This window comes from Gimesia sp. (genome assembly GCF_048262075.1).
In the GTDB taxonomy this organism is placed as follows: domain Bacteria; phylum Planctomycetota; class Planctomycetia; order Planctomycetales; family Planctomycetaceae; genus Gimesia.
On record NZ_JBLXFK010000001.1, the window covers coordinates 178,611 to 203,431 of the forward strand.

Annotated in this window: 6 protein-coding genes; 2 read left to right on the top strand and 4 right to left on the bottom strand. The window is 49.4% G+C overall.

All coding sequences use genetic code 11. The annotated features are described in order from the left end of the window. Positions 1-497: 497 nt before the first annotated feature. The 3 genes from ACN0YH_RS00705 to hpnH all read right to left on the bottom strand — a co-directional run bounded on the left by ACN0YH_RS00705 (position 498) and on the right by hpnH (position 5,051). A complete protein-coding gene (locus tag ACN0YH_RS00705) occupies positions 498-3,284 on the bottom strand; it encodes a M56 family metallopeptidase (RefSeq protein WP_417377635.1) in 2,787 nt (928 codons plus the stop codon). Then, entirely contained in the window at positions 3,284-3,682 is a 399-nt protein-coding gene (locus ACN0YH_RS00710) for a BlaI/MecI/CopY family transcriptional regulator (RefSeq protein ID WP_145223984.1), read from the bottom strand. The genes ACN0YH_RS00705 and ACN0YH_RS00710 overlap by 1 nt, the downstream gene beginning before the upstream one ends. 211 nt (positions 3,683-3,893) lie before the next feature. Continuing rightward, positions 3,894-5,051, bottom strand: a complete 1,158-nt coding sequence (gene hpnH / locus ACN0YH_RS00715) for an adenosyl-hopene transferase HpnH (protein ID WP_417377636.1) — start codon at positions 5,049-5,051, stop codon at positions 3,894-3,896. Positions 5,052-5,189: 138 nt separating this feature from the next. Between hpnH and ACN0YH_RS00720 the strand changes: the two genes are divergently transcribed. Next, complete coding sequence (locus ACN0YH_RS00720; protein ID WP_417377637.1) at positions 5,190-6,380, top strand: mandelate racemase/muconate lactonizing enzyme family protein; 1,191 nt, start codon at positions 5,190-5,192, stop codon at positions 6,378-6,380. 7 nt (positions 6,381-6,387) lie between these two features. Here ACN0YH_RS00720 and ACN0YH_RS00725 read toward each other — a convergent pair whose 3' ends face one another. After that, complete coding sequence (locus ACN0YH_RS00725) at positions 6,388-7,251, bottom strand: hypothetical protein (RefSeq protein ID WP_417377638.1); 864 nt, start codon at positions 7,249-7,251, stop codon at positions 6,388-6,390. A gap of 916 nt (positions 7,252-8,167) precedes the next feature. Between ACN0YH_RS00725 and ACN0YH_RS00730 the strand changes: the two genes are divergently transcribed. Beyond that, entirely contained in the window at positions 8,168-24,739 is a 16,572-nt protein-coding gene (locus ACN0YH_RS00730) for a LamG-like jellyroll fold domain-containing protein (protein ID WP_417377639.1), read from the top strand. The last annotated feature ends 82 nt before the right edge of the window (positions 24,740-24,821 follow it).

Here is a 24,821-nt window from a genome sequence, read left to right on the forward strand (position 1 = left end):
GATAGCGAAGTTGCCCCAGCGAAGCAAACTAAAACCTGTTTTTCAGTCAACTGACTGTTTGCCACATCCTGTTCCCGATTTTCAGCTTGAAGCGTTGAATTCGTTACTTATCCTGCTGTCTGCGCGTCGCGCGCGTGTCTTTTTTATCAGCTACTGACAAATCGGCGTCACTGTTGATTAATACCCTATAAAAGTCCCTTGGATTACCAGGAAATGTTTTCGACACACTTCATCTACTACTGCTCGTTCACCATTTTCCCTTGCGTAACAGCGGGTTTGAGACACGAATGGGTTAACAAAATGGTCCCTTTCTACTTCTTCCTGTCCCCGTTGGCGACAGTTCGGGACCAGTTCCGGGCATTGTTTTCCATTTGAGGGATCATTATGTTTCCGTCGAAGTATCAGTCCGCACAGGCTCTTACCATTTGTGACTAAATAGCTTATTCAGGCCAGCCAGAACCGATAGATCATTCTCTTCAGTAGTAACTCAGTCGAAGTCAGGGAAATTCAACAACATTGCCATCGTTGATCAGAAATAGATGGCGCAATGTCTTCGGATCGATCTGATCCGGCAAAAACCGCGCACTACCGTCACAGAGTGCCACGTTAAAACCTCCTGCATAAAAACCACCGACTACCGGTATTTTCGTTCCATCGAAGGGGATGTCTTCCGGTTTCGTCCAGGGAATCTCGCGTCTGGCTTCGACAATCGCAATCGTATTTGATGTTCCATCGGTAATATCGCTGAGTTTGACGCCTGCTGATGGCTCTTGTTTTAAAGGGGGACTGCTGCCTCCCCCAAACCCCGCGCCCACAGCGCCAGCGGTACGGGTCGATTTGCCGAATACAGTATTTGGGCCCACGACTGCGAGGTAAGATGTAAAATAATCGGACCGGTTGTCATTCGGATTTTTAAAGACCGCTGGCATTTTCTCTAACACTTTTTTGTTGTGTTCGCTGTCCCAGGGCTCGTTGAGTCGATATTCTTTGTAAAGTTCATTCTCGTCCAGATACGGCAGCAGCGCCACACGCCAGCTGTGAGGCGTTTTTCCATCCGGGCCCATCACGACGGCGGGCGGAAAATGTTTGTGTTCACCGGCATAGTAATGCATGGCTAAGACTAAATGTTTCAGTTTACGTAATGATTCCAGACGCAGTGCCGCCTGGCGAGCCTCGACCATGGCTGGGACTAAGATTGTTGTACTATTGGTCAAGTCTCTTAGATCTAATATGAATGCAGTCAAACTCACATTTTTCCCCTGCTGCTCCAGTTGGATTGACTTGACCAGTTGGAGCGCCAGTTTGACGAGGGGAAGTTTCACAAGTTGCCCCCTCTGTTTTTGCAGGAGAATCTGCTGCTCATGCTGCTGTAACATGTTGATACCGAGGATCTGCGCGGCGTCCAGAGTTTTGAAGATCTGCTCGCCGTTCTGCTGCTGGTAGAGCGTGGCCTGCAGAGAGGTCTTGTTACTGACATTGGCTCCCAGTGTAATCACATCAGCATGTTCCCAGACAGGAGCGAGAGAAGCTCTCCAGACTGACTCGTCAAAGTCGATCTTACACTGGTTCTTCCAGATCAGTTCTCGCAGATGACGCAGGTTGAACAGCGCTGCAATGGAATCCTTCTCGATCGGCTTCCATTGCTCTGCCCAGCGACTCGTTTGATCTGTCTTGCGTACTTCCTGGATCTGCTTGAGGGCCTTTTCCTGTTTCGCGAAAATCATCTCGCGGTTATTCAGAATCACCAGCCGAGCTCCGGAGTGGTTTTTGTCTCGCAGGTAAAGGATTCCATCACGAGAGGTCAGTTTTCCGCCGCTAAAATTGACAGTCACCTGTTTCAGGTCGATATCCTTAGTCGTCTCAATCACAGTCACATAATCCCAAAGCCGACTGCACGGATCTTCTGGCTCGGGAGTCAGAAAAATCAGGGTTAATGTTTTGATCTCCGTAAGCGGTATCCCCAAGGGGTAGAGACGGGCATTTTCTTTTTCTGCCCGTTGCATCAATGTCTTGGCATATTGCAGCGCATTCTGTTTCAAAAGTTCGGCAGGCCGGAACGCCAGCACGCCCAGCGCATCACTGGGGACGGAATTAATCTTGAAGCCTTCATGCTTACTGCGCATGCTTTCATTAAAATCAACAGGCCCCGCCGCAGGCTGTGCAGCCGCTGCTTCTGCTGGCTGTTGTGCCAGACTGCTCTGGGACCCCCGAACCCCAGCTGCCAGGAGACCGGTTGCCAGCAGGGAACAGATTATGATCGCACGCGCGGGCCGAGAGATGACTGATTTCAGGGAACGCTTCTGTTTGAGCATCTCGATTCTCCTCATAAATGTGGAATGAGTGGGTAGAAAAGCACGTGCCGGACCTGTGAGGCGGTAGGGGGTCTGAGAGACGGCCATCTCTGCCAGGACGACCAGGTATGGGCCGGCACCACCACTTGTCTCTGCTGCTGCTTCATCAGCCGTCAGTTCCTGTTCCAGACGCAATCGCGAGACGAGCCAGTGAATCAGCGGATGATAAAAATAAAGCGACCGGCTGAGTTCAGCCCCCAGGATCGTCAGGTAATCGTTCTGTTCAATATGTGCCAGTTCATGCGCCAGGACCGCGCGGAGTTGTTCCTGATTCCATTGGCGCCAGGCTGTTGGCAGAAGAATCTTCGGTCGCCACCAGCCAATCACTGCTGCTGTCGTAAGCTGACCATGTTCCAGTAATCTTAATGGGCGCGTCAGCTGTTGTTCCGCAGCCAGAATATCAAGTGTTTCTTCCGCAGTAGAACCATTCAGAGAATTCGACTGACGAACCATGCGTTTGACTGACACATAACCGATGAGGAAGCGGATCATCGCGATCAAAAATCCTCCTGCAAACATCCAGCCCATCATACCAGCCGGCGTGGGTATCGAATTTGTCTGGTTGATAGTTGGTTCCTGCTTTAAACCTTTCAGGAAACCGTCCCAGACGGTTCCCCACTCCGACTCCACGCGGGGCCTGTCAATGAGCGGTGATTTCGATTCCTGGGATGAAGATACAGGGGGCAGAGAAGTCTGATTCACCTGTTCTGTTTTCTCAATGACCGTCTCTGCATTCCAGCTTGACTGCCAGCGCGGCCAGGGGCTGAATGCGAGCAGTGCCAGCAGCAGTGTCATTCCGATCGAACTGGAGAGAACAAAGGATCGCGTACGGGAGCCAAGACGCTTTGTACTCCAGTAGATGACCACTCCAGACAAGGCCACAATTGTCACCTGGAGGCACAACCAGAGCAGACTGATTCCAAATGTGTGCATCAAGACTTCTCCTTCAGTATTTCCTTGATTTTCTCAAGCTCGTGAGGTTTCAGCTCTCGTTCTTCAAGTAATCGCAGCAGCAATTTTTCATGCGAGCCCCCAAATACTTTCTGAATCATCTCCCCCAGCATGCTGCCGGATACGTCATCAAACGACCGGATCGAACAATACAAAAAAGGCCGTTCCTCATTTGTCTGCTTCAAAAAAGCTTTCTCTACCAGGATGCGCACCAGAGTTGCCACTGTAGTATAGGCCAGCTCTCTCCCTGCCCGTTCTAAAGCATCGCGCACTTCCGTCACCGTTAATTCGATCTGTTTATCTGAGGCACTCCGTTCCCAGAATACATGCATGATTTCTAATTCACGTGCCGTGAGCTCTTTCGCTTTCGGTCTGGCCATCTTCGGCTCCTGGAATATACTCTACTCGAATCTTAATTTGGTTATTTAGATTTGGTTTTATAGTAATCCTTTCTGTATTGTTAGTCAAAGAAAATATAAAAAATTATGAGGGCACTGACAGAATGAGAAAAAGGTGCCTCCCTAAGTCTATTTAAGAGGACACCTTCTATCTGTTGGTTTGCTTTGTTTATCCGCGTGATCTCAGCTGGAATTAACGTTCCACGAGCGCTTCAGCTTCTTCGTCAGAGGACTCTTCAGAGAGCGTTGGCAGTTGAAACAGTTCCCTGTCACTGATTGTATAATGCGGAGCACCAATGCTTTCCTTTTCAGTGGCAGGCAATGCCTTGTCTGCTTCTTTCGAACCAAACAGCGTCAGCGAAGCCACTTTCAGGAAACCTTTCCAGGATGAGAAAGTCTGATCGACGGCCGTCGGTTCGTGGCCACAGTGGACCATGCAGTCACGGCATTTCGGGTTGCCACTCTTTTTCCCATACTGTTCCCAGCGGGTAGAAGACATCAGCTCCTCGAAGGTTTCGGCATAACCTTCTTCCAGCAGATAACAGGGTTTCTGCCAGCCGAAGATGTTATAAGTGGGGTTACCCCAGGGAGTACATTCCAGCTCCCAGTTGCCTTTCAGGAACTCCAGAAACAGCGGAGAATGATTGAATTTCCAGGCTTTTTTCGGGGCAGACAGGATCTCGCGGAACTTCTGAATGGTCTGATTCCGCTTCAGGAAATGTTCCTGATCAGGGGCCTTTTCGTACTGATAACCGGGTGAGAGCATCATGCTTTCAATTCCCAGTTCGGCCAGTTCGTCAAACATCTGACGGACCCTCTCTGGTTCGGCATTCTCAAACAGGGTGGAATTGGTCGTCACGCGATGCCCGGCTTTGACGGCTGCTTTGATCGCGCTGATCGCTTTGTCATAAATCCCTTCCCGGCAAACCGCTGCATCATGGTCTTCACGAATGCCATCCAGGTGAATTGAAAATGTCAGATATTTTGAGGGGGGATAGTTCTCTAAATGCTTTTCCAGTAAGATCGCGTTGGTACATAGATAAATGAATTTTTTTCGCTGAACCAGTCCCGCCACGATTTCCGGCATCTGGGGATGTAATAATGGTTCGCCGCCGGGAATCGAAACGATGGGAGCACCGCATTCGTCAACAGCTTTGAAGCACTGTTCGGGGCTCAGGTTCTGTTTCAGAATATGAGAGGGAAACTGGATCTTTCCACAGCCGGCACAGGCCAGATTACAGCGGAATAAAGGCTCCAGCATCAGGACCAGTGGATAGCGTTCGACACCTTTAATGCGTTGTGTCAGTACATACTTAGCTACAGTCCACATTTGAGAAAGGGGAACACCCACGATCGCCTCCATGTTGCGAATAATTCGAAATCCATTCAGAATACGGCAATCCTAGTACTTTCTTAAATTCCTGTCACCCCCAATTTGCACCTATGTCTCAATAGAGTATAGAGTTAATGAAGGTTTAATGCCGACCTCATGAGAATTACCCGACTTTCCGCGTATCAGGTCTCTGTCCCCTTACGCCGAAAAATTAAGCACGCCTCATTCAGTCGTTCCGAATCCACATCGATCATCGTGAAATGTCAGTTGGAAGATGGAACGACGGGCTGGGGAGAATCGGTTCCACGCCCGTATGTCACCGGTGAATCAGCGGAAACTGTCCTGGCACAATATGAGGCAACGGATTTTCGATTTCTCGTCGACAACAAGCTGGAAACCATCGAAAACGTTGTGGAAGTCTGCTCTGCTTTTAAGCTGTCCAGACTGTCAAATGCACCATCTGAATATCAAAAACGAGGTTGCTTCGGTAATGCAGCCCGGTGTGCGATTGAACTCAGCCTGCTGGACGCCACGGCACGTCTATGGAACATTTCACTTTCAGAATTGATTGCTTCAATTCCAGGAATCGCGGACCTGTGCGAAACTCGGGACTGTATCCAATACAGTGCTGTCCTGACATCGATGAAACCACTAAAGCAGACCATATTGGCACTGCTCTACCGCCTGACAGGGTTTCAAAGCTGCAAAGTCAAAGTGGGACTGCCTGGCATCGATGATATTACTCTGCTGCGAAAAATCAGAATGCTCACGGGACAGAAAATGAGTTTACGCATTGATGCCAATGAAGCCTGGTCGCGTCAAATACTGGAAGATCATGCTTCTGATTTCAATGCATTGGCCATTCAATCGATAGAGCAGCCGGTACCCCATCAAGATCTCGACACACTCCGTCAAATACGAGGGCAACTCGCAACACGGATCATGCTCGATGAATCGCTGTGTTCCTATCAGGATGGTGAACTGGCGATTGCTGAGGGATATTGTGATGCATTCAATCTCCGCATCTCGAAGCTGGGAGGTTTGATTCCCACGGTCAGACTGGCCCACTTAGCCCGCCAGACGGGTCTCCGATATCAGTTGGGGTGTCAGGTGGGTGAAACGGGAATCCTTTCCGCAGCAGGTCGGCATTTTGCGACTTCCATTCGAGGAATAGACTTTCTGGAAGGCAGCTTTGATCGCTATCTGCTCAAGCAGAATCTCATTCAGGAAGACATCTCATTTCAATGGGGAGGTCGTGCTCCTGCGTTATCCGGACCGGGGCTGGGTATCACGGTCGATGAGCATTTCATTCAGGAGTACAAAGAGCGGGAACTGATACTCATCTGAATTCTAATCAGGGAATCAGGAAGATCAGGCCTGTTACCGTCAGACTCTCAAACAAGGCACCACGTGCACTGAAAGGCAACCGCTCTACCTGATAGGGAGGACAGTCTCCCGGTCGTTCGTAACCCAGGTCATATTCACACTCATGAATCGGATTAGCGCCGATCATGTAGGGTAAAGCCGGGACGCGCCCGAAGAATCGACCTGCAGAGATAAATGGCTGAATTGCTGGTCCGTAATTATATCCATAGCGTTCCAGGTAGGGCTCTTCAAAATACAGCGGATTACAGGGGATGGCTGGCGCTTCCCATTCTTTCGTTGTCAGAGTCCAGTCCCGAGTAGTTCCCATAACAACCTGTTGCACGGGAATTTTTTCCAGTTGCGCTCCTGCTGTATTGACAGGTAAGTCACCCGTGGGTGGTTTCGTGTTTAATGTTAATTCTGTGAGCGGTTTCAGTCCCAGTTCGACCAGGTGTGGTGACTTGGTTTTCTGATTCACCTGCTGGGGGGCAGGTTTAGCTACTCCTGATTCCGGAGCTGGTGGCACAGAAGGTAAGGTCATCGGTTTGGGGCCCAGAATAAGCTGGATTTCTGGTGCTTCCAGAATCGGTTTTCGCGCTTCGACTGGTTCCCCAGTCAATTCCAGACTGGTTTCAACCAGCTCAATCGACTGAAATTGTGAGGTCTCATCAAATTCGAGAGCCTGAGTCACTGGCTTATCTGCCTGGATTGAAGCTGCTGAAACGTTCTGCTCCACCCGTTTTGTCGTAAATTCGTATTTATTAAAACCCGTAACCCTGAAACTGTCAGCTTTTACGTCATTGATCGTCTTTTGAGGTGTATTCTGGCTTCTGGCATCCAGCGCTTTGGCCATAGCAGCGTACTTGCTGTGATCAAACTCAGGTGCTACCGAGAAATGGGCACCCTGATTCACAGCACAGCCACTGATTAACAGGCAGCTTATGCATGTCAAAACAACTGGATGATACGATAGCAACCTCATTGAATCAGGCGCTCCACATGAAAGTATGCTGCTTCAAGCTTAAAACAACAGTAAAAAACTCGATTTCGAAATCGGGGAGTACTCTTTTCAATTATCGGCTTTGCAGATCAGGGGGAAGCATTACCACCTTGGATAGCATCAAGGTCCCCACAGTGCCCCTAACCTGCCTGATGCGTAGCGATAAAACCACCACCAAAAGTGAACAGGAGAACACATTTCCTGCGTTTGTTGTTATTTAAATACAATCAATTGTGTGTCATTCAGGAAAACTAAGAGAACAGGTTTCGTAATTTATCAGTTACAATACGTACAACAGTTGAACTGGTTATTTAAAGCAACTTTGTACACAAGAGGAAAAGCCGCCCTTCCGGAACTGATTAGACTGCATATAACGTTTGTGCAGGCATCTGCTTTCGTTTTTTAGCAGATGATTCTACACCGTTAAAAATCGTTGACATAACATTTAGTGGGTAAAGATAATGTAGGGGAGATATTCAGCCACGAGACATGTCGCTTCCTGAGTGCACTGGGAGAGCTGCATATTGCTGTTAAGTCAGGATTTCAGGGCCGGTCCTGCGAACTTCATCCCTGTATTTGATCCCCCTCTAAATAGAGACACCCCGATGGTACCTCTCACAAAGGATACCATTTTTATTCATAAACTAACTATTTTAGAGCGCGATCGATTAAACCAGTGTGTTTTCATCTCCCCTCTGCAGGGCCAAGATATACGAAGACACTGAAATGATTCTGGACACGGGCAAAAACTCAAAGGAGCGTCTTAAACGTGCGATTTTTAAAATGGCTGAATCGATGCCTGGGCAAATCTCACCCTTCTCTCAACCTTGAGTTTAACAGCCTGAGACAGGACCGAAACGCAGATCTTGAACTGGTCCGTCTGGAAGATCGAATTGTTCTGAATGTCACTGCAGGGGTTGACGTTACCACTGATGTGCTTGAGCTGAATCTGACTGAGGCAGATGATGAAGCTACAGTCTCTGTCGTTGACGGCGGCGCCACACTTCAGGTTGATGATGGCGAGGGAATGCCGGGCAGCATTCTGCAGTTTGATCTGACACAGATCTCATCTATCCTGGTAACAGGTATCGACCCCTCCCAGACGGTACAGTTTCTGGGAGACGAGCCACTGGTCTTACCCGGTTCAATGGATCTCACTGGTTTCTCAGGCGATGTGAATATTGGCATTCAAATTCAGGTCGATCCCGGTACGCCCCCCCAGTTCAGCACGGAATCCACGGTAACTTACCTCGGACAATTTGAATTGTCTGGAGATCAGCTAAATATGATTCTGCCGAATCAGTTGAATGCGGATGATGCATTCGTAGTTCAGATGAACGGCTCGAACCTGGAGATTCTCGATCCCGACCAGACGACTCCCCTGCTCTTCTCGACACCCGCTGCGGGGCTGACATCAATCCAGTTCCTGGGCGCTGATGGAGAATCGGATCTGCTGACACTGAATTACAGCAATCAGGAACTGACCGCTATCGCAATTATGTTTGATGGCGGAACGGGCGGTAATGATGCGCTGGAATTCATGGGCGGTACGTTTGAGACTGTGACGCACAATTTGACCGGCCCCGGTTCTGGCTCCATTGACATCAGTGGGAATGGAATTACTGAAATCAGCTACTCCGGTCTGGAACCAGTTTTCGGCGGTGCCAGTACTGCTGACAACGTTGTCATTAATCTTCCAATCGGTACTTCAGATGCTGTTCTGGAAAACTCGGTCATTCCCGGTGAAATGCAGATCCGCAGTTTGTCTTCCGCATTCGAACTGACCACATTTGCCGTCCCTTCAGATTCATTAACAATCCATACCTCCGGTGGCAGTTCCGTCGTCACGTTGGATTCCTTGGACGCAGCCTTTGCTCCTTCCAGTCTCGTTCTCTCCGGCAATCCAGGCGATACATACAAACTGACCGCCAGCGACCTGCTGGCTGATACGGTTTCCCTGACGCTGGCAGGTGGCGCGACCCTGGATCTGGACAGCTATGATGAAACCGTCAACAATTTCATCCTGGAAGAAGGGACTGTCATCGCCACCACTGGCATCCTGTCTGCTCAGTCCAATCTGGACCTTCGCTCTGGAACAGTCAAGGCACAGTTGAACGGAACGGATCTGATTAAAAACGGCCCCGGAACGGTGATTCTGGATGCTTTAAACGGCTACACAGGTCAAACCATTATCAATGGGGGTACACTGCAACTGGCACAATCAAATGCCATTCCCGGTACATCGAGTGTTGATCTCACCTCAATCACCAGTTTTCTTGATCTGGATGGCTTCGAACTTTCACTCACTTCTCTGACAGGCACAGGCACAAGCATGGTCCTGCTGGGAGGAGCGACAGGCACTCTCAGCGTGAATATGGCCACGGGCACTTCCGCAAGCTATGCAGGAGGCATCTCAGGCGATGGGAGTCTGATCAAAACAGGCGAAGGTGAATTCATTCTTACTGGAACCTATTCCTATACCGGTTCCACAACCGTGCAAGAGGGAACTCTGAAAATTGAAGGTTCCCTCACAACGGACGAAGTCATTGTCTCTGCAGATGCAGTCCTCGGCGGTTCAGGAACAATCTATGCCGATGTGACTGTGAATAGCGATGGGAGTTTTACCCCCGGTTCCAGTCCTGGTCTCATCAGCACCCAACACCTGACCCTGGAAGCTGGCTCTTCACTTGATGTTGAAATTAATGGAAGCGGCGCTGTTACTGAATACGATCAGGTGCATGTGACCGGCGAAGTCGATGTGACCGGTGCCACGCTCAATATCTCCAGTACATTTACCGCTGCTGCGGGAACAGAGTTCCTGCTGATTGATAACGATGACGTTGATTCCGTGACAGGCGAATTTGTCGACCGTGCGGAAGGTACCCTGTTTACTTTTAACGGCAATCAGGTTTATATCACATACCAGGGAGGGGATGGGAACGATGTGGTCCTGATTGTGAATAGCCCTCCTTTTACCAGCGATCAGATATTCAGCGTTGATGAAAACACCAGCAATACGACTTCTGTCGGGACGATTGCCGTTGCGGATGTGGATGTGCCGCCTGACAGTCTGACCTTCAGTATCACAGGGGGAACCGGTGAGACCGCGTTTGCCGTCAGTGATTCAGGTGAAATTACCGTCGCCGATCAGACACAGCTTGACTATGAAACGGCAACTTCATTTGAACTCGATATCCTCGTCACCGACAGTGGGGGGGCCACTGCTACTGCCACGATGACCATCGATCTTAATCCACTGAATGACAATACCCCGATCATTGCCAATCAGATTCGCAGTATTGATGAAAATTCTGTCAATGGCACCAGTGTCGGTGCTGTGATCGTAGCTACGGACGACGATCTTCCCGGTGATACACTCACATTTACAGAATCCGGAGGCTCTGGATCTGCCGCATTTGATATTACTCTTGACGGACAGATTATCGTTGTCGATCAGAGCATGTTGAACTTCGAAACCAATCCCACCTACAGTCTGGATGTGATCGTTAGTGATACAGGATCAACGGCAACCGCGACGATCACCATCAACCTGAACGATCTCGCAGAGACACTGGTCGTTAACCCGGGAGACTGGGCTGTGGACGATATTACCATTATCAGAGACGGCAGTCAGATTCGAATTCTGGAAACCGGGACTTCGAACGAAATTGTACCATCCCATGCGTTTGACAAAGTGACCGATGTGCAGATTGCGGGAAATAGTAGCAATAACATTCTGCGAATCGAATTGAGTGAAGCCGATATCGTCGCCATTGGTGGCATCAACTTTAATGGCAGCGCTGGCTCAAATACCATCGTGGCTCCCAATCAGAATAATGACTGGGAAATCGACGGCATCAATTCTGGCAGCCTGCTTTCCGGGGCTGTTGTCTTCTCGAATGTGGAAAATCTGACTGGAAATGATGCCGCAGACACCTTCGTCATGCTCGATGGGGGGCAGATTGACGGAACCATTGCTGCTGGCATCGGTTTTGACAGCATCGATTTTTCAGCGGTGACCGCAGCGGTGACGGTCAATCTCAATGATGGCAGCGCGACCGGGATTAATCTTGCGACCGGAATCGACAAAGGCATCGGCGATGGTTCACTCGACAAAATTACCGGCTATACCGCCGGAACCACCTACCTGATTGACGGCGTCAACCAGGGAACTGTCGGAGGGATAGAATTCGAAGCATTTAATCAACTCGTAGGTGCGGCCGGCGTTGATACATTCCAATTTAGTGGCGCGGGCCAGATTACTGGCAGCATTGATGGTCTGTCTGGAAATGACGTAATTGACTACTCCAACTCCACGTTTGCATTAAATCTTATTCTGTCTGCAACGGGTTCTACAGACGGATTCTCCGGCTCAGAATCTTCCACGTTAACTTCATTTGACAATATCAATTCCATTGTCGGCAGTGTGGATTCCGATTCGCTGACAGGTATCAACGCGACTGCTGCCTGGTCCATTGATGGAACCAACGAATATATTTCTACCAATACATTGAGCTTTAGTGGTTTTGAGAATCTCTCCGGAGGCACCCAGGTCGACACGTTTACGATTACAGGCAGTCAGTCCTATAATCTGTCCGGTAATTCGGGGAATGATGTCTTTGCCTTTGCGGACGGAGCAAGCCTGACAGGAAATATCGACGGACAGGGCGGAGCAGACCGCCTGGATTACACGCTCTACACCTCATCGATTGATGTCACGCTGACTGTTCTGGGAACCTTTGATGGTCACCAGGGAACGGAAGCTTCCATCTCGGGTGGGTTTGACAATATCAATCAGGTCGTTGCCGGATCAGGGGCTGCAGACCAGTTGACAGGGCAAAATGCAGCCGCCACCTGGACGATAGGAGCATCCAGCAACTATGGCAGCACAAACTCATTTGGCTTTTCAAATGTGGAACTCTTACAGGGGGGGAGTGAAGCAGACCTGTTTCATGTCTCAGGCAATCAGACCGTTGATATCAAGGCAGGCGCAGGAAATGACACCCTGGAGTTCGACAATAATGGTTCAACCCTGAACGGCACATTTGATGGCCAGGAAGGGACTGATCACCTCAACCTTGCCGTCTATACCGATGACCTGGATGTAAGCTTATCGGCTCTCGGAGGCATGGATGGTTTTGACGGTACGGAAGCAAACAAATCTCTCACATTTGCAAATATTGACCAGATCACCGGCGGTTCAGGAACGAATTCCCTGACTGGCATTAACAGCGTCGCTTCCTGGACATTGACGGGAACCAATTCGTATCAGAGTACCAATGCACTCGATTTCAGCAGCTTTACTAACCTGACAGGTGGCAGTGCCGCTGATACTTTTGATGTGACACCTGATGCCGAAGCCTACACAATCGCAGGCGGTGATCCCACCACCAATCCACAGGGCGATCAACTTAATATCGATACATCAGCAGTAGGTACCGCCGTCGTTTCCTCAAATGGGGACGGCTCTGGTTCGGTAACCGGCACTTTCCCCACGGTCACTTACAGCGAAATCGAAAACTTTGCCATTTCAGGTGAAGTGGATATTCAGCTGGAGGGCAGCACGAATGACGATCAGATTGAAATCCTGGTTTCAGGTGCCAATATCGAATACTACAGTGGCGGAATTCTGATTGGTACCAGTTCTCTGACTGCCACGAACATCATCAACTACAATGGTGGAGACGGTGATGACAGCCTGACGGTTGATACTGCATTGGCTGCCGAAGGCATTGTGATCAATTACGATGGCCAGGGGCAGAACACAAGCAACCCGGGCGATGTTTTAAATCTGCAAGGAACTGCCACTTCTGTCGAATACTTTTTTGCCGACAGTAGCTCTGGCAGTATTCAAGTCAATGGTTCACTGTCCGATTTCATTATCTATACCGGTCTCGAACCCATTACCTCGACAGTGACTACCACAGATGTCACTTTGAATTACAGTGGTGTTTCCGAAACGATTACCATAACAGACCCGGGGGGTGGACAGACTACCGTTGATTCAACGGCTGGTGAAATCATCACCTTTGCCAATCCTACAGGCACTCTGACGATCAACACAGGTGCCGGCGACGATACAATTGACCTCGATTCATTGACCGCCAGCTTTACGGCCAACCTCATCATTAACGGGGAGGGAGATGCCGATACGCTCAACGCAAACGGCAGCATTTCACTGAATACCGGCAAGTACCTGGAATTCAATGTGGAAGAAATCAACGTCGCGAATGGTATTACACTCACTGCTTCGTCCATCGCCTTTAATGCAAATATAGTCGAACTTGATGGTGATCTTGTCTCAGCGAATGTTTCCGGTGATGCAGCAACTATCGATGTATCAGGGTCCGCGGGCGGAGCTGACCTGCAGGATGCTGTCGATATCGCTGGCACAGGTGGGATGATCAATATTGCTGCCGGCAGTTACCTGACGAATGGAACTCTAGAGGTTGATGAATCGGTTTCACTGCTGGGCGCAGGTAAAGACGTTGTCGAAATTCGCAAGGCAGGTGCCCCCACAGGCACATATGACACAGCTGTGAATATCTCTGCGGATAACGTTACTATCTCAGGCGCACAACTGGGCTGGGAAACTCACACATCGGCCACTGATTATCGTGGATACGTCCTTTATACCTCGGCTGACTTTACGACGTTGAACAATCTGTTGTTCGGTGATAATTACCGGAGTGCGATTGTTTTTGAAGGTGCCGATAACCTGGAAGTCTCTGACTCGATCTTTGAAGGCATCTATGGGCGTGCTGCGATCAGAGATGGTAATAGCGGCAGTGGCGAAAACTTTCTGATCACCCGTAATGAATTCCGTGAAGACCATTTCCGCTGGGGACCGATCTCCATTGGACCGCAGGGCACATTTGGAGATCCCTATAACAACGCCTTCAGTGGTGAAATCTCTTATAACTACTTTGGTAACGGCCTGATCGCTGGTGACTTCCAGGAAGCCGGAGACCAGAACTACACACTGACAATCACCAATGGCGCCATGACCGCTGATGGAATTGACATCGTCCATAATACGTTCGACTGGCAGGACTCTGCTGTCACCAATGGGAATGGGATTTATGCTCAACCAGGCGGCATTTACTTTGACCCTGCCCTGTCTGTGGCTGTGAATACAGTCAACATCACAGACAATATTTTCAACGGTTTCACTTACGATGGACCTCAGCCCACAACCGACCCTCTCTGGAATCCAACAGGTGGCGTGTTTGGTGGTGCTCTGGAATTTGACGGTGTCGATGATTTCGGCCTGTTCCAGGATGCCAGCTTTGATGTCGGTGAGTCTGGCACTCTCAGCTTCTGGGTCAATATGGATGACCAGGGACGCCGCAACCAGTTCTTTGAAGGCCCCAACAATGGCGGCATGGAATTCCAGTACCGGACCAATGGTGGCGGTCAGTTCTTCGGTAGTCCCAATCGAAATGATGGGAATGGAAATACCTATATCATTCAGGACGGCGGAGCCGGAGGGACAACAGGAGTCTGGCAGAACATCCAGTACACCTGGGACTTTAATGGAACTTCCGGCCCTGAAATGCATCTTTATATTGATGGCACAGAGGTCGGCTACTTCAATACCACATATGATTCCGATTTAAGCCAGTGGACAGCTACCGTCAGTACGGTCAATGAGTTGATGAATGTCGGCCGAGATCCGGGTAACGTCACTCGCTTCTTCGATGGTCTGATGGATGATGTTGCCTGGTTCAATGAGGCTTTAAATCAGGCTGATCTTGATACCATCCGCACCAGTATTAATGGTGCAGCGGCACTCGCAGGCGACGGTCGTATGATCGCGCACTGGGATTTTGATGAGACGACAGGCAATATAGCCACTGATAACGTCAGTGGAATTGAAATGCTGATTTCCACCAATGGGATTGTGCCCTTTGGCCCTGAATTCAGACCGGGAGCCGGTGTTTTTGGGAGTGGTGCCCTGGAATTTGACGGGATCGACGATTTCGCGACCTTCCAGGATGCCAGTTTCGATGTCGGCTACCAGGGAACGCTGAACTTCTGGGTCAAAATGGATGATACCGGAAGACGCAATCAGCTCTTCGAAGGCCCCGAAAATGGTGGTATGGAGTTCCAGTACCGTGATAATAGTGGCGGACAGTTTTATGGACGCACACAGGATGGCTCCGATTTCACAATTCAGGCCGGTGGACAGGCCAGTGCAGCTGGCGTCTGGACCAATATCCAATACACGTGGGACGCCGATACTGGTGAAATGCATATTTATATAGATGGAACTGAGGACCTTTACCTTTCCGGCTATGACCAAAACCTGTCAGGATTTGACAGCTCACATTTTACCGATACCATCAACGGTTTGATGAATGTGGGACGAGACCCCGGAGATCCTGCGCGTTCATTCGATGGCCTGATGGATGATATCGGCTGGTTTAATGATGTACTGGACCAGACAGACCGTGATGCCATTCGCACCAGTGGTGTTGCTGCTCTAACCGGTGATTCCCGGTTGGTTGCGCACTGGAACCTTGATGATGCCCCCGGCACCACCATCGCTACTGGAAACAGTGGCACGACAATCCAACTCTATATTCAAGCGGAGCCTCCCCTGCCCCCGATTCAGGGATTCGGCGTCATCGCCCCCCTGAATGCGAACGTCACCTTCAACACCTTTAATGGGAATGACCTGGATTCTAACGTCACTTTGGACGCGACCAACACATTCGGCGATCCCCTGTTTGCCTATGCGAATGATCCCGGCTATCTGCCGACCGATTCGCTGGAAGAACAATTTACCATCGGTTTTGGATCTGCGGCGGCCTATGGTTCATCCGAATTTGACGCTGATACAAACACAACCACTCCGCATATTGGAGCTTACCAGAACCCACCGACACTTTACCCCGGAATCTATGGAACCGGTGATATCATTATTTATGGAACTGGTGAGGACGATCTGCTCGAAGTCACTTTCACCAGTGAAAATGAAGCAACCTTTGTATTAACGCGCGATGTCACGGGGACTCCCGTTATTCTGGATACGGTCTTTCTGACAAATATCACATCAATTACCTTTAACGGTCTGGACGGTGACGATGTCTTCATCCTGAACCAACCTGATGCGGGATTTGCAAATCCTTCGGGTGGTATCTTCTTTCATGGTGGCTCTCAGAATAACGACGGGAATCACCTTGATAGCATCAGTGGCGGAGATGCTTTAGTACTCAATCATGATGTTCCGGTGGAAGCGGATTCGGTTACCTATGCTTTTACTCCAGATGCTGTTCCCGCGGATGGGGAAGATGGTGTCATTACCATTAGTGATGTCAGCTTGAGTGATTTCACAACAACCATCACATTTACCGGTCTGGAACCGATTATCGACAACCTGTCCATCGCTGATCGTGTATTCGACTTTACAGATGCTGATGAAATAATTTCGCTCTCTGATAATGGAAATACCTTAGACGAGTACTCCTTTATCGATTCCACAGAGAGCGAATCCGTTCTGTTTCAGAATGCTACCAGTTCGATCACGATTCGTACCAACAGCGGCGGTGCAACTCCTGGTACTGATACCGTACTGGTAAGTACGCTCTACAGTTCGTTTACTACCAACCTGACGATTGAGGGGGACAGCGATGATAGTGTCACCTTCCAGGGGGGTACTCCCATTTCACTGGGAGATGTGCTCATTAACACAGGGAATGTCAACATCCAGACTGAAGTCTTAGCGACTTCTGTAGAAATCAGCACATCGGGGTCTACCGACAGTACATTCACTGGCGGACTAATCACAACAACTGGCTCGCAGCTCTACAATGATGCCGTCAATTTCTCGACTGATACTACATTAACCAGTTCAGGCGCAGATTCGATCGAGTTTGTCTCAACAGTCGATGGCAACATCAACCTGATCATTAACACAACGGGCAATACGATCTTCGGGGGTGCCGTAGGCAATACTCTGAACCTCACTACATTGACGACGGACATCGGTGGTACAACGTACCTCAATGGTGGAATTGTGGATTCGATAGATAGTCAGATTTATAATGACGACGTCATACTGGGAGCCAATACCGTTCTCTCAAGTACTGCGAATGATGTCATCATCTTTAATCAGACTCTGAATGGTACCTATACACTCGAAATAAACACGGCTAGTGACACGACTTTTAATGGCGCTGTCGGAAATGATAATGCTCTCGCAAGTCTAACGACAAATGTGGCTGGCATTACCAATATCAATGGTGGCAGCATTGATACCATTGCAGGGCAGACATTTAAGGATGAAGTCCTGCTAGGCGCAGATACACGCCTGGAAAGTTCATCCACTGGCAACATCACATTTGAGTCGATACTGGATGGTTCTTTCGATCTCGATATCAATACGGCTGGTAACACGATCTTTGAAGATAAAGTGGGAGCCCTGGCAGAGCTCGCCAGTTTGACGACTGATCTTGGTGGCACCACAAATATTAATGGTGGGGTTATCAAAACCACGGGATCACAGACTTATCATGATGATGTTGTTCTTGGAGATTCTACAGTCTTCACGTCGAATTTAACCGGCGATATCACCTACAACTCATCAGTCACTGGCGGTGCAGGCATTACCGTTGATATCAGTTCAACGAATGACATCAACATCAATGGCGCATTCACAACCGATGAATATATCTCGGCAACTGCCGGAAATGACATCCTGATCACCGCGCTGGTCTCCAGTACCAATGGCAGCCTGACGTTCCTGGCCGACAATGATATTCATCTGACGCCCACCGGCAGCATTGTGGCACAATCCGGCAGTCAGATTACTTTAACTGCCGACAAAGATAATTCCGGTGCAGGCGCCATTACACTCGACTCTGGCAGCTCTATTGAATCCCAGGGCGGACAGATTCTCATGTCTGCCTATGACGATGTCGCATTGTCATCCGTCACGACAACGGGAGGTCTCGTTGATATTACTTCCACGAATGGGGGGATAACTGACAATGACAGCACAGACGTCGATAATGTTACTGCCAGCCAGTTGATTATGAATTCGAATTTGAGTATCGGTGGTTTGGCTGATGCTGCCATTGATACCTCGATTTCGTTCCTCGAAGCAGATGCCGGTACCGGGAGCCTGTTCCTCGACAATACAGGCAATCTGACCATCGGCGGAATCAGTGCCCAGGTGGGACTGAATGCAGAAGTGGATATTGCGATCAACAATACGGGTACTCTGAATGTCACCGAAACCATTCAGTCCACAACAACCGCTGGTACCGTTACCCTGTTTGCCAGCGATACATTAACCGTTGACCTGGCGACGACGGTCAGCACCGTGGGAGCCGGGGCAATTCTGCTCACTTCAACTCGGAATATCAAACTCAACAGCGGCAGTAATCTGAAAACAGTCAATGGCGGCATCACCCTTCTGGCCAATGATGGGGGAACGACGGTCGGCGATTTCACAGGTATTGAAGCCGAGAATGCCAGCATTACAACATCAGGGTCCGGAAGCATCAGCCTTACTGGATACGGCGGATTAGATGCCGGAACCAGCAATCATTACGGCGTGCATCTGCATTCGGGAACCACTGTCAGTTCAACGGATACCGGAGTCTTAGCAGCAACAATTACGATCAATGGAACTGGTGGGACGGGCATCGATCAAAATACAGGCATCTATATTGAGGATGCAGGGACGGCTGTTAAATCGATCGACGGAACCATGGAATTCACAGGCAACGCGAGTTCCGGTGTAGGATTCCTGCTCGTAGACCAGGCAGAAGTTGTTTCCAATGGGACCGGTGGAAACGCAGCAGAAGTAATCATCAACGGCACAACCTCTGCAGATCAGGCGGGGGTCGAAATCAACAGCAATGTTCAATCAACCGACGGAGCAATCAACATTACCGGGATCTCAACCGGTGCTGGCGCTACATCAGAAGGTGTTTTAATTCAAACAGCCGCCGGACAGGTCATTTCGACTGATGGAAATATTACGATCGACGGGACATCGAATGGCGATGATGGAATTGACATCTCCAACAGTGCTCTTGTCTCTGCTTCCGGAACAGGTGACATTGAACTACTGGGGAATTCCACCGGAACGGGCAATGGTATTGAATATGATGCCACAATCAAAAGTAATACCGGTTTGGTGACGTTGACCGCCGAAGATGATATCCATCTTGGCAGCGACGCTTTGATCGATTCCATTTCAGGGACTGTAACTCTCATAGCTGACAATACCGCCGGTTTAAATGGCAATATTATCTTCATGACCAATGAGTCTCTGATCAATGCCGGTACCGGAAACATCAGTCTGACTGCGGATGGCAACGTCTTGCTGGCAGGTTTGCTCACCACAGGCACCGTAGAAGTGGAATCATTCTCAGCTTCCATTCTTGATAATGGTGATTTTCATACCGACATCACGTCATCCATAGCCGTTCTTAATGCATTGACGGGAATTGGGACCGCCAACCCATTGGAAACAGAGATCGGTACACTTACTGCGCAGGTATCTGCAGCAGGTAGTATGTATATAGATAACAGTGTCGTCGCCATCAACCTGCTGAATTTGTCCACAGAAGATGGTGAAATCGTAATCAATTCGACAACAACAATCACTGCGACTTCTGTTGTATCAACCAATGATTCCAACAATGACAGTAACGATATCACATTGACTGCAACCGGCAGCAGCAGCGACATACTCGTCACCACAATTACGGCGGCCGGAAATGCCGACGTAATATTGACCGCCGATGATGGTATTCTCGATACGGCGACCGATGCCAACCGAATTACTGCCGATGATCTCCAGTTGACGTCGAACAGTGAAAGTATGACGTCGGACGGAATTGAAGTCGATACCGACGTTAATAGTATTACAGCCAACGTGAATACCAATGCGGGTAGCATCCACATTGACGAAGTGGATGGCGTCACCCTGACCCAGATGATGACCTTCGATGGTTTCATAACTGTGAATGCTGTTGGAACGATTGACGCTTTAAATCTTAATTCCACCAACGATTCAGATTCTGATACCGATCACGGGATCACGCTTACTGCCAGTGGAACTGACAACGATATTATCGTTACCATCTTGAATGCACAAAACACGGCAGACATCACTCTGATTTCCGACAGGGATGTGCTCGACTCGGACGGAACCGATCTTAACCTGTCCACAAGCGACCTGTTAACCATCGTGGCAGGACGTCATATTGGCGGTATCGCCAATATTTTCACGGATGCTGGCCTGGATCCACTACAGATCTCCGTTGACCAGTTGAATCTCACCAGTAATGCACTCATTAACCCGCAAATTGCGATTCATAATTTTATAACGATTCCAAACTTTGATACGACACCCAACCTGCTCAATCTGGACGCAGGAACCGGAACCGCCGGAACCACATATCTTAAAGTTACCGGTGGTGATATCGATGTTTCTTCCACCACGGGGATCAATAATACTCAAGACACAATTGCATTGGTCTCTGATGTCTCCATTACAGTGCCGACCGGATTACAAACCGGAAACCTGCGACTTGATGCACCTGATATCATTGACGCCGGTAGCGGGGATATCGACATCAATGCCGTCGACACAATCTTATTCCAGTCTGAATCTGAAGAAACCGTCAAGATCTCGGCCCAGAAATTTGATGGCACAACAACAGGCAGCGATTTTATTCTCAGCAACGACACCTCTGCCCTGGAACTGGTTGACGTCAATGCAGACTCGATTGCATTACTCGGTGGAACGGATACCAATGTATCGCTGACCTCAACAGGCAGTATTACTGCTTCAAACCTGATACAGACACAAGGTTCGGGAACACTGTTCCTGCAGACGACCGATACGGATGCGGACTTCACTCTAGATGCTAATATTCTAAGCAACACAGGCGCAGTCACGATTTCGTCCGCCGACGATATTCTCTTCAACGACACAACAAATCTCACCAGTACGTCTGGCAGCATTATTTTAACCGCGGATGCAGTCGGCGGAGGTGATACACTTCTCGGTATCACGATGAATGACGGCACTCTGATTAATGCCGGCGACGGAACGGTCAGCCTGGATGCTACCGACGATATTCAATTGAGCCAGATTATAACAACGAATGCGACCGATTCTGCGATCCGCATCGAAACGGATTCCAGCCTGATTGACTCGGGAGACACTCCCGGGACAGGCTTAGTCGTCACAGAAGACCTGATCGCCAATGAATCCGGCGCGCGAGTCACAATTATCGCATCTCAGGGCGTGGGGAAAGTTGCCGATTCCAACCAGCATCTTGAGACGAACGTAGACCAGATCAATATCGTCAATGCCACGGCTGGTGAAATTCAGATTATCGAAACGGATGCCCTGATCGTACATGACATAAGTCAGACAACATCCGGTGATATTCGCATCCTCGCTGGCGGAAATGTGTCCCTCGCGGGATTCATCCAAACTGTCTCGCATGATGTCCTGATTGATACGCAAGCGGCCATCATCGATCAGAATGATGGGTTACCCGACCCGCTCAATATCCACGCCAGCAGTATGGATCTCAATGCTGCTACGGGAATCGGAGTCGATGATACACTCGAATTCAGTGTCGAATCATTTGCGGCTGATACAACGACAGGCGACATTCGACTGCACAACACGGCATATACATCCACCACGACAACCAGTATTTCGACCGAAGAGGGAAATGTTGAGCTGGAGCAGATTGGAAATGAATCCCTGACAATTGACTTCACATCGACCTTGAACGGGAACCTTACGATATCCAATACCGGTGATGCACAGACAGATCTGTTGACTTTGACTTCGATAGCAGCCGGTGGTGAAACCCCGGAAATCACGGTATCCACCATCGACTTTGGTAATATCCTACTGGGTTCCGTGACTGGCCTGGATGGAGTAATTGCGATCTCATCTGCAGGTGAAATCAATGATGTTGTTGACGATCAAGGCGTTCCGCTAATTGACATCGATGCCGCCGGTGGATCGGTGACACTCCAGGCTGCAAACGGCGTGGGTAATTTGAATCCCGTTGAACTTTCCGGAGGCACACTCTCTGTCAATACGACAACAGGTAACATTGATCTGCATAATTCCTCTTCTATAGAAACTGGCAATGTCAGCTTGCCCCGCCTTTCCACCGGGAATGGAACTATCGATTACCAGCAATCGGGTGGCAGGAACACGACGTTCGAAGAAGTTTCAACAACTGGTTCTGCGATCACCATCACCACTGATGGATCGATGCTCTTTGAAAATCCGGGAATTCTGACGAATGTAGTATCAACGGATGGATCAGGCACCATTGATATTACCGCGACCGGTTTGAATTCATCAGTTCAAGTCAATGATGGTTTCAATACCGCTGGTGGAACCATTGGCCTGTCTGCGCAAAATAGTTTGAACTTTGGCACTGAAGGCGATCTTAGTTCCGCAAATGGTCAGATCACCTTACTGGCCGATTCTGCTGATCTGGGTACGGGCGGTGGTGGTATCAGTATGTCTGATGGTACAGTCTTTGACGCAGGAACTGGCACTCTGGATTTACAGGCCGGTGATAACATTGATGTCGGTCAGTTGTTCACAACAACACTTACCCGCCTCACGAGCACAGCTGGTGGCGTGACCGATTCCGGTGATACAGACGGCAGAGACATTACCGCTCACCAACTGGTGATCAGAACGTCAACCGGAGCCGGTTCAACAGACTCTATCGAGACGGCTGTCTCAACGCTGGCAGCGGTGAATACTGATGCGGGCAGCATCCAGATCAATAACGACCTGGGAGGGGCTTTATTAACGATTGCTACCGTGGATGGAGTCGAGGGAATCACAAACTCAGCTGCTACACCTGGTGATATTATCATTTCCAATGCGAGTCCTCTGACCGTTGATTCGCCTGTCATTAATGGCTCTGGTGGAAATATCGATCTGGAATCAACAGGACCTGGTGACTTAACGCTGAATGCGTCCGTCCGGGCATTCGGCGGAAATGGAAACATTAATGTCGAAGCAGGAAACGGCATCCTGGACGTCAATGACACCGGTAATTCGTCCGATTACAGTATCGCAGGCACAGGTGTCTTTTCAGGGCATGGAGCCAGTGGTGTTTCAATTGATTCGAACACCACGCTGAATTCAGAGACAGGCGCTATTGCAGGCTTGCCTCCCGACTTACGGAATATCCTGACTCCACAGATTCTCCCAACAGGTGTCGGAACTGTGACTGGTGACTTTGGGCGTTTCTCGGAACAGAACTTCTTCATCACTATCGACTGGGGTGATGGTACCGTGGAAACTTTTAACTTTAATAACCCCGGCTCCTTCGAATTTCAGCACACGTATGCCGGAAATCCAAATTCACAAAACCCGGCGGCAGATATTCCGATTCTGGTCACGATGCAAGGTGATAAACAGTTTACCTTCACTGACGGAATCGGCAGTCTCGATTTCACTACCGAATCCGGGCTACTGGAAACTCCCGGTGAAGGACTGGCGACTGTCGCGATTGACACAACGCCCCAAGTACCACTCCTGATCTTCCCGCAACAGGAAGTGATTCTCGATTCGACTTCGAATTTCCAGAGTATCTTCACCAACAAAGAGACACAGCTGATCGACGCGGCAATCAACGAGGCAAATAAAAATATAGAACGCCTCGTCTTTTTGAGAATCCTGGCCCCCAACGGTGACACGATCGATGATGTTCCTCTTCAAGAATCAGATCTGGACAATTTGCCGAAACTGTTCAAAACACTGCCCGATGGGCGATATCAGATCTACCTGAAAGAGGCCGGAGAAGAACGAGTGCGTCTCCTGATGGATGTCGATATTCGAAATGGGAAAGCCAGTGATGTCACTGAGGAGCAGTCTGCTCCCCCAACAGAACAAGATTCCGGTACTGGCTCAAATCAGCAGAACACCAGTCAATTGAGTACGGGAGATCCACTTTCTGGCTCGCTGCAACAGGTTGAGGCGTTGGTGACAGTTTTCCTTGCCGACAGCGGAATCTCCGATTTCATGCAGAACTGGTTCCCGTCTGAAACGACTTTCCTTGAGGGAGCTACTGAGTTTCCCCCGCTGGATTCGAGTGATAGCATGCGGGAATTCAACCAATTAGATACCCGAGACAATCAACACCAGACTATCAGCGGCGAGCAGGCCTGGAGTAGCGCAGCTCTGCTTTCAGGTTACTTTCATGGAAAATCGTTGTTAAAGAAACCAGCGACGACTGACGAACGAGAAACGGCACTCGCGAAATATGGCAACCGGCTGTTGAATCGCCGTTACAATATTTATCGTAATAATCCCTGATGTCGGCTTTTGCTCACATCATTCCTGTTATAAATAATCAGATATCAGAACACAGTCATCATTCTCAATTATGAAAAGAGAG

Coding starts and splice junctions, on each gene's coding strand:
- ACN0YH_RS00705 (WP_417377635.1), bottom strand. CDS start 3,284: ATGCACACATTTGGAATCAGTCTGCTCTGGTTGTGCCTCCAGGTGACA.
- ACN0YH_RS00725 (WP_417377638.1), bottom strand. CDS start 7,251: ATGGCCAAAGCGCTGGATGCCAGAAGCCAGAATACACCTCAAAAGACG.
- ACN0YH_RS00720 (WP_417377637.1), top strand. CDS start 5,190: ATGAGAATTACCCGACTTTCCGCGTATCAGGTCTCTGTCCCCTTACGC.
- ACN0YH_RS00710 (WP_145223984.1), bottom strand. CDS start 3,682: ATGGCCAGACCGAAAGCGAAAGAGCTCACGGCACGTGAATTAGAAATC.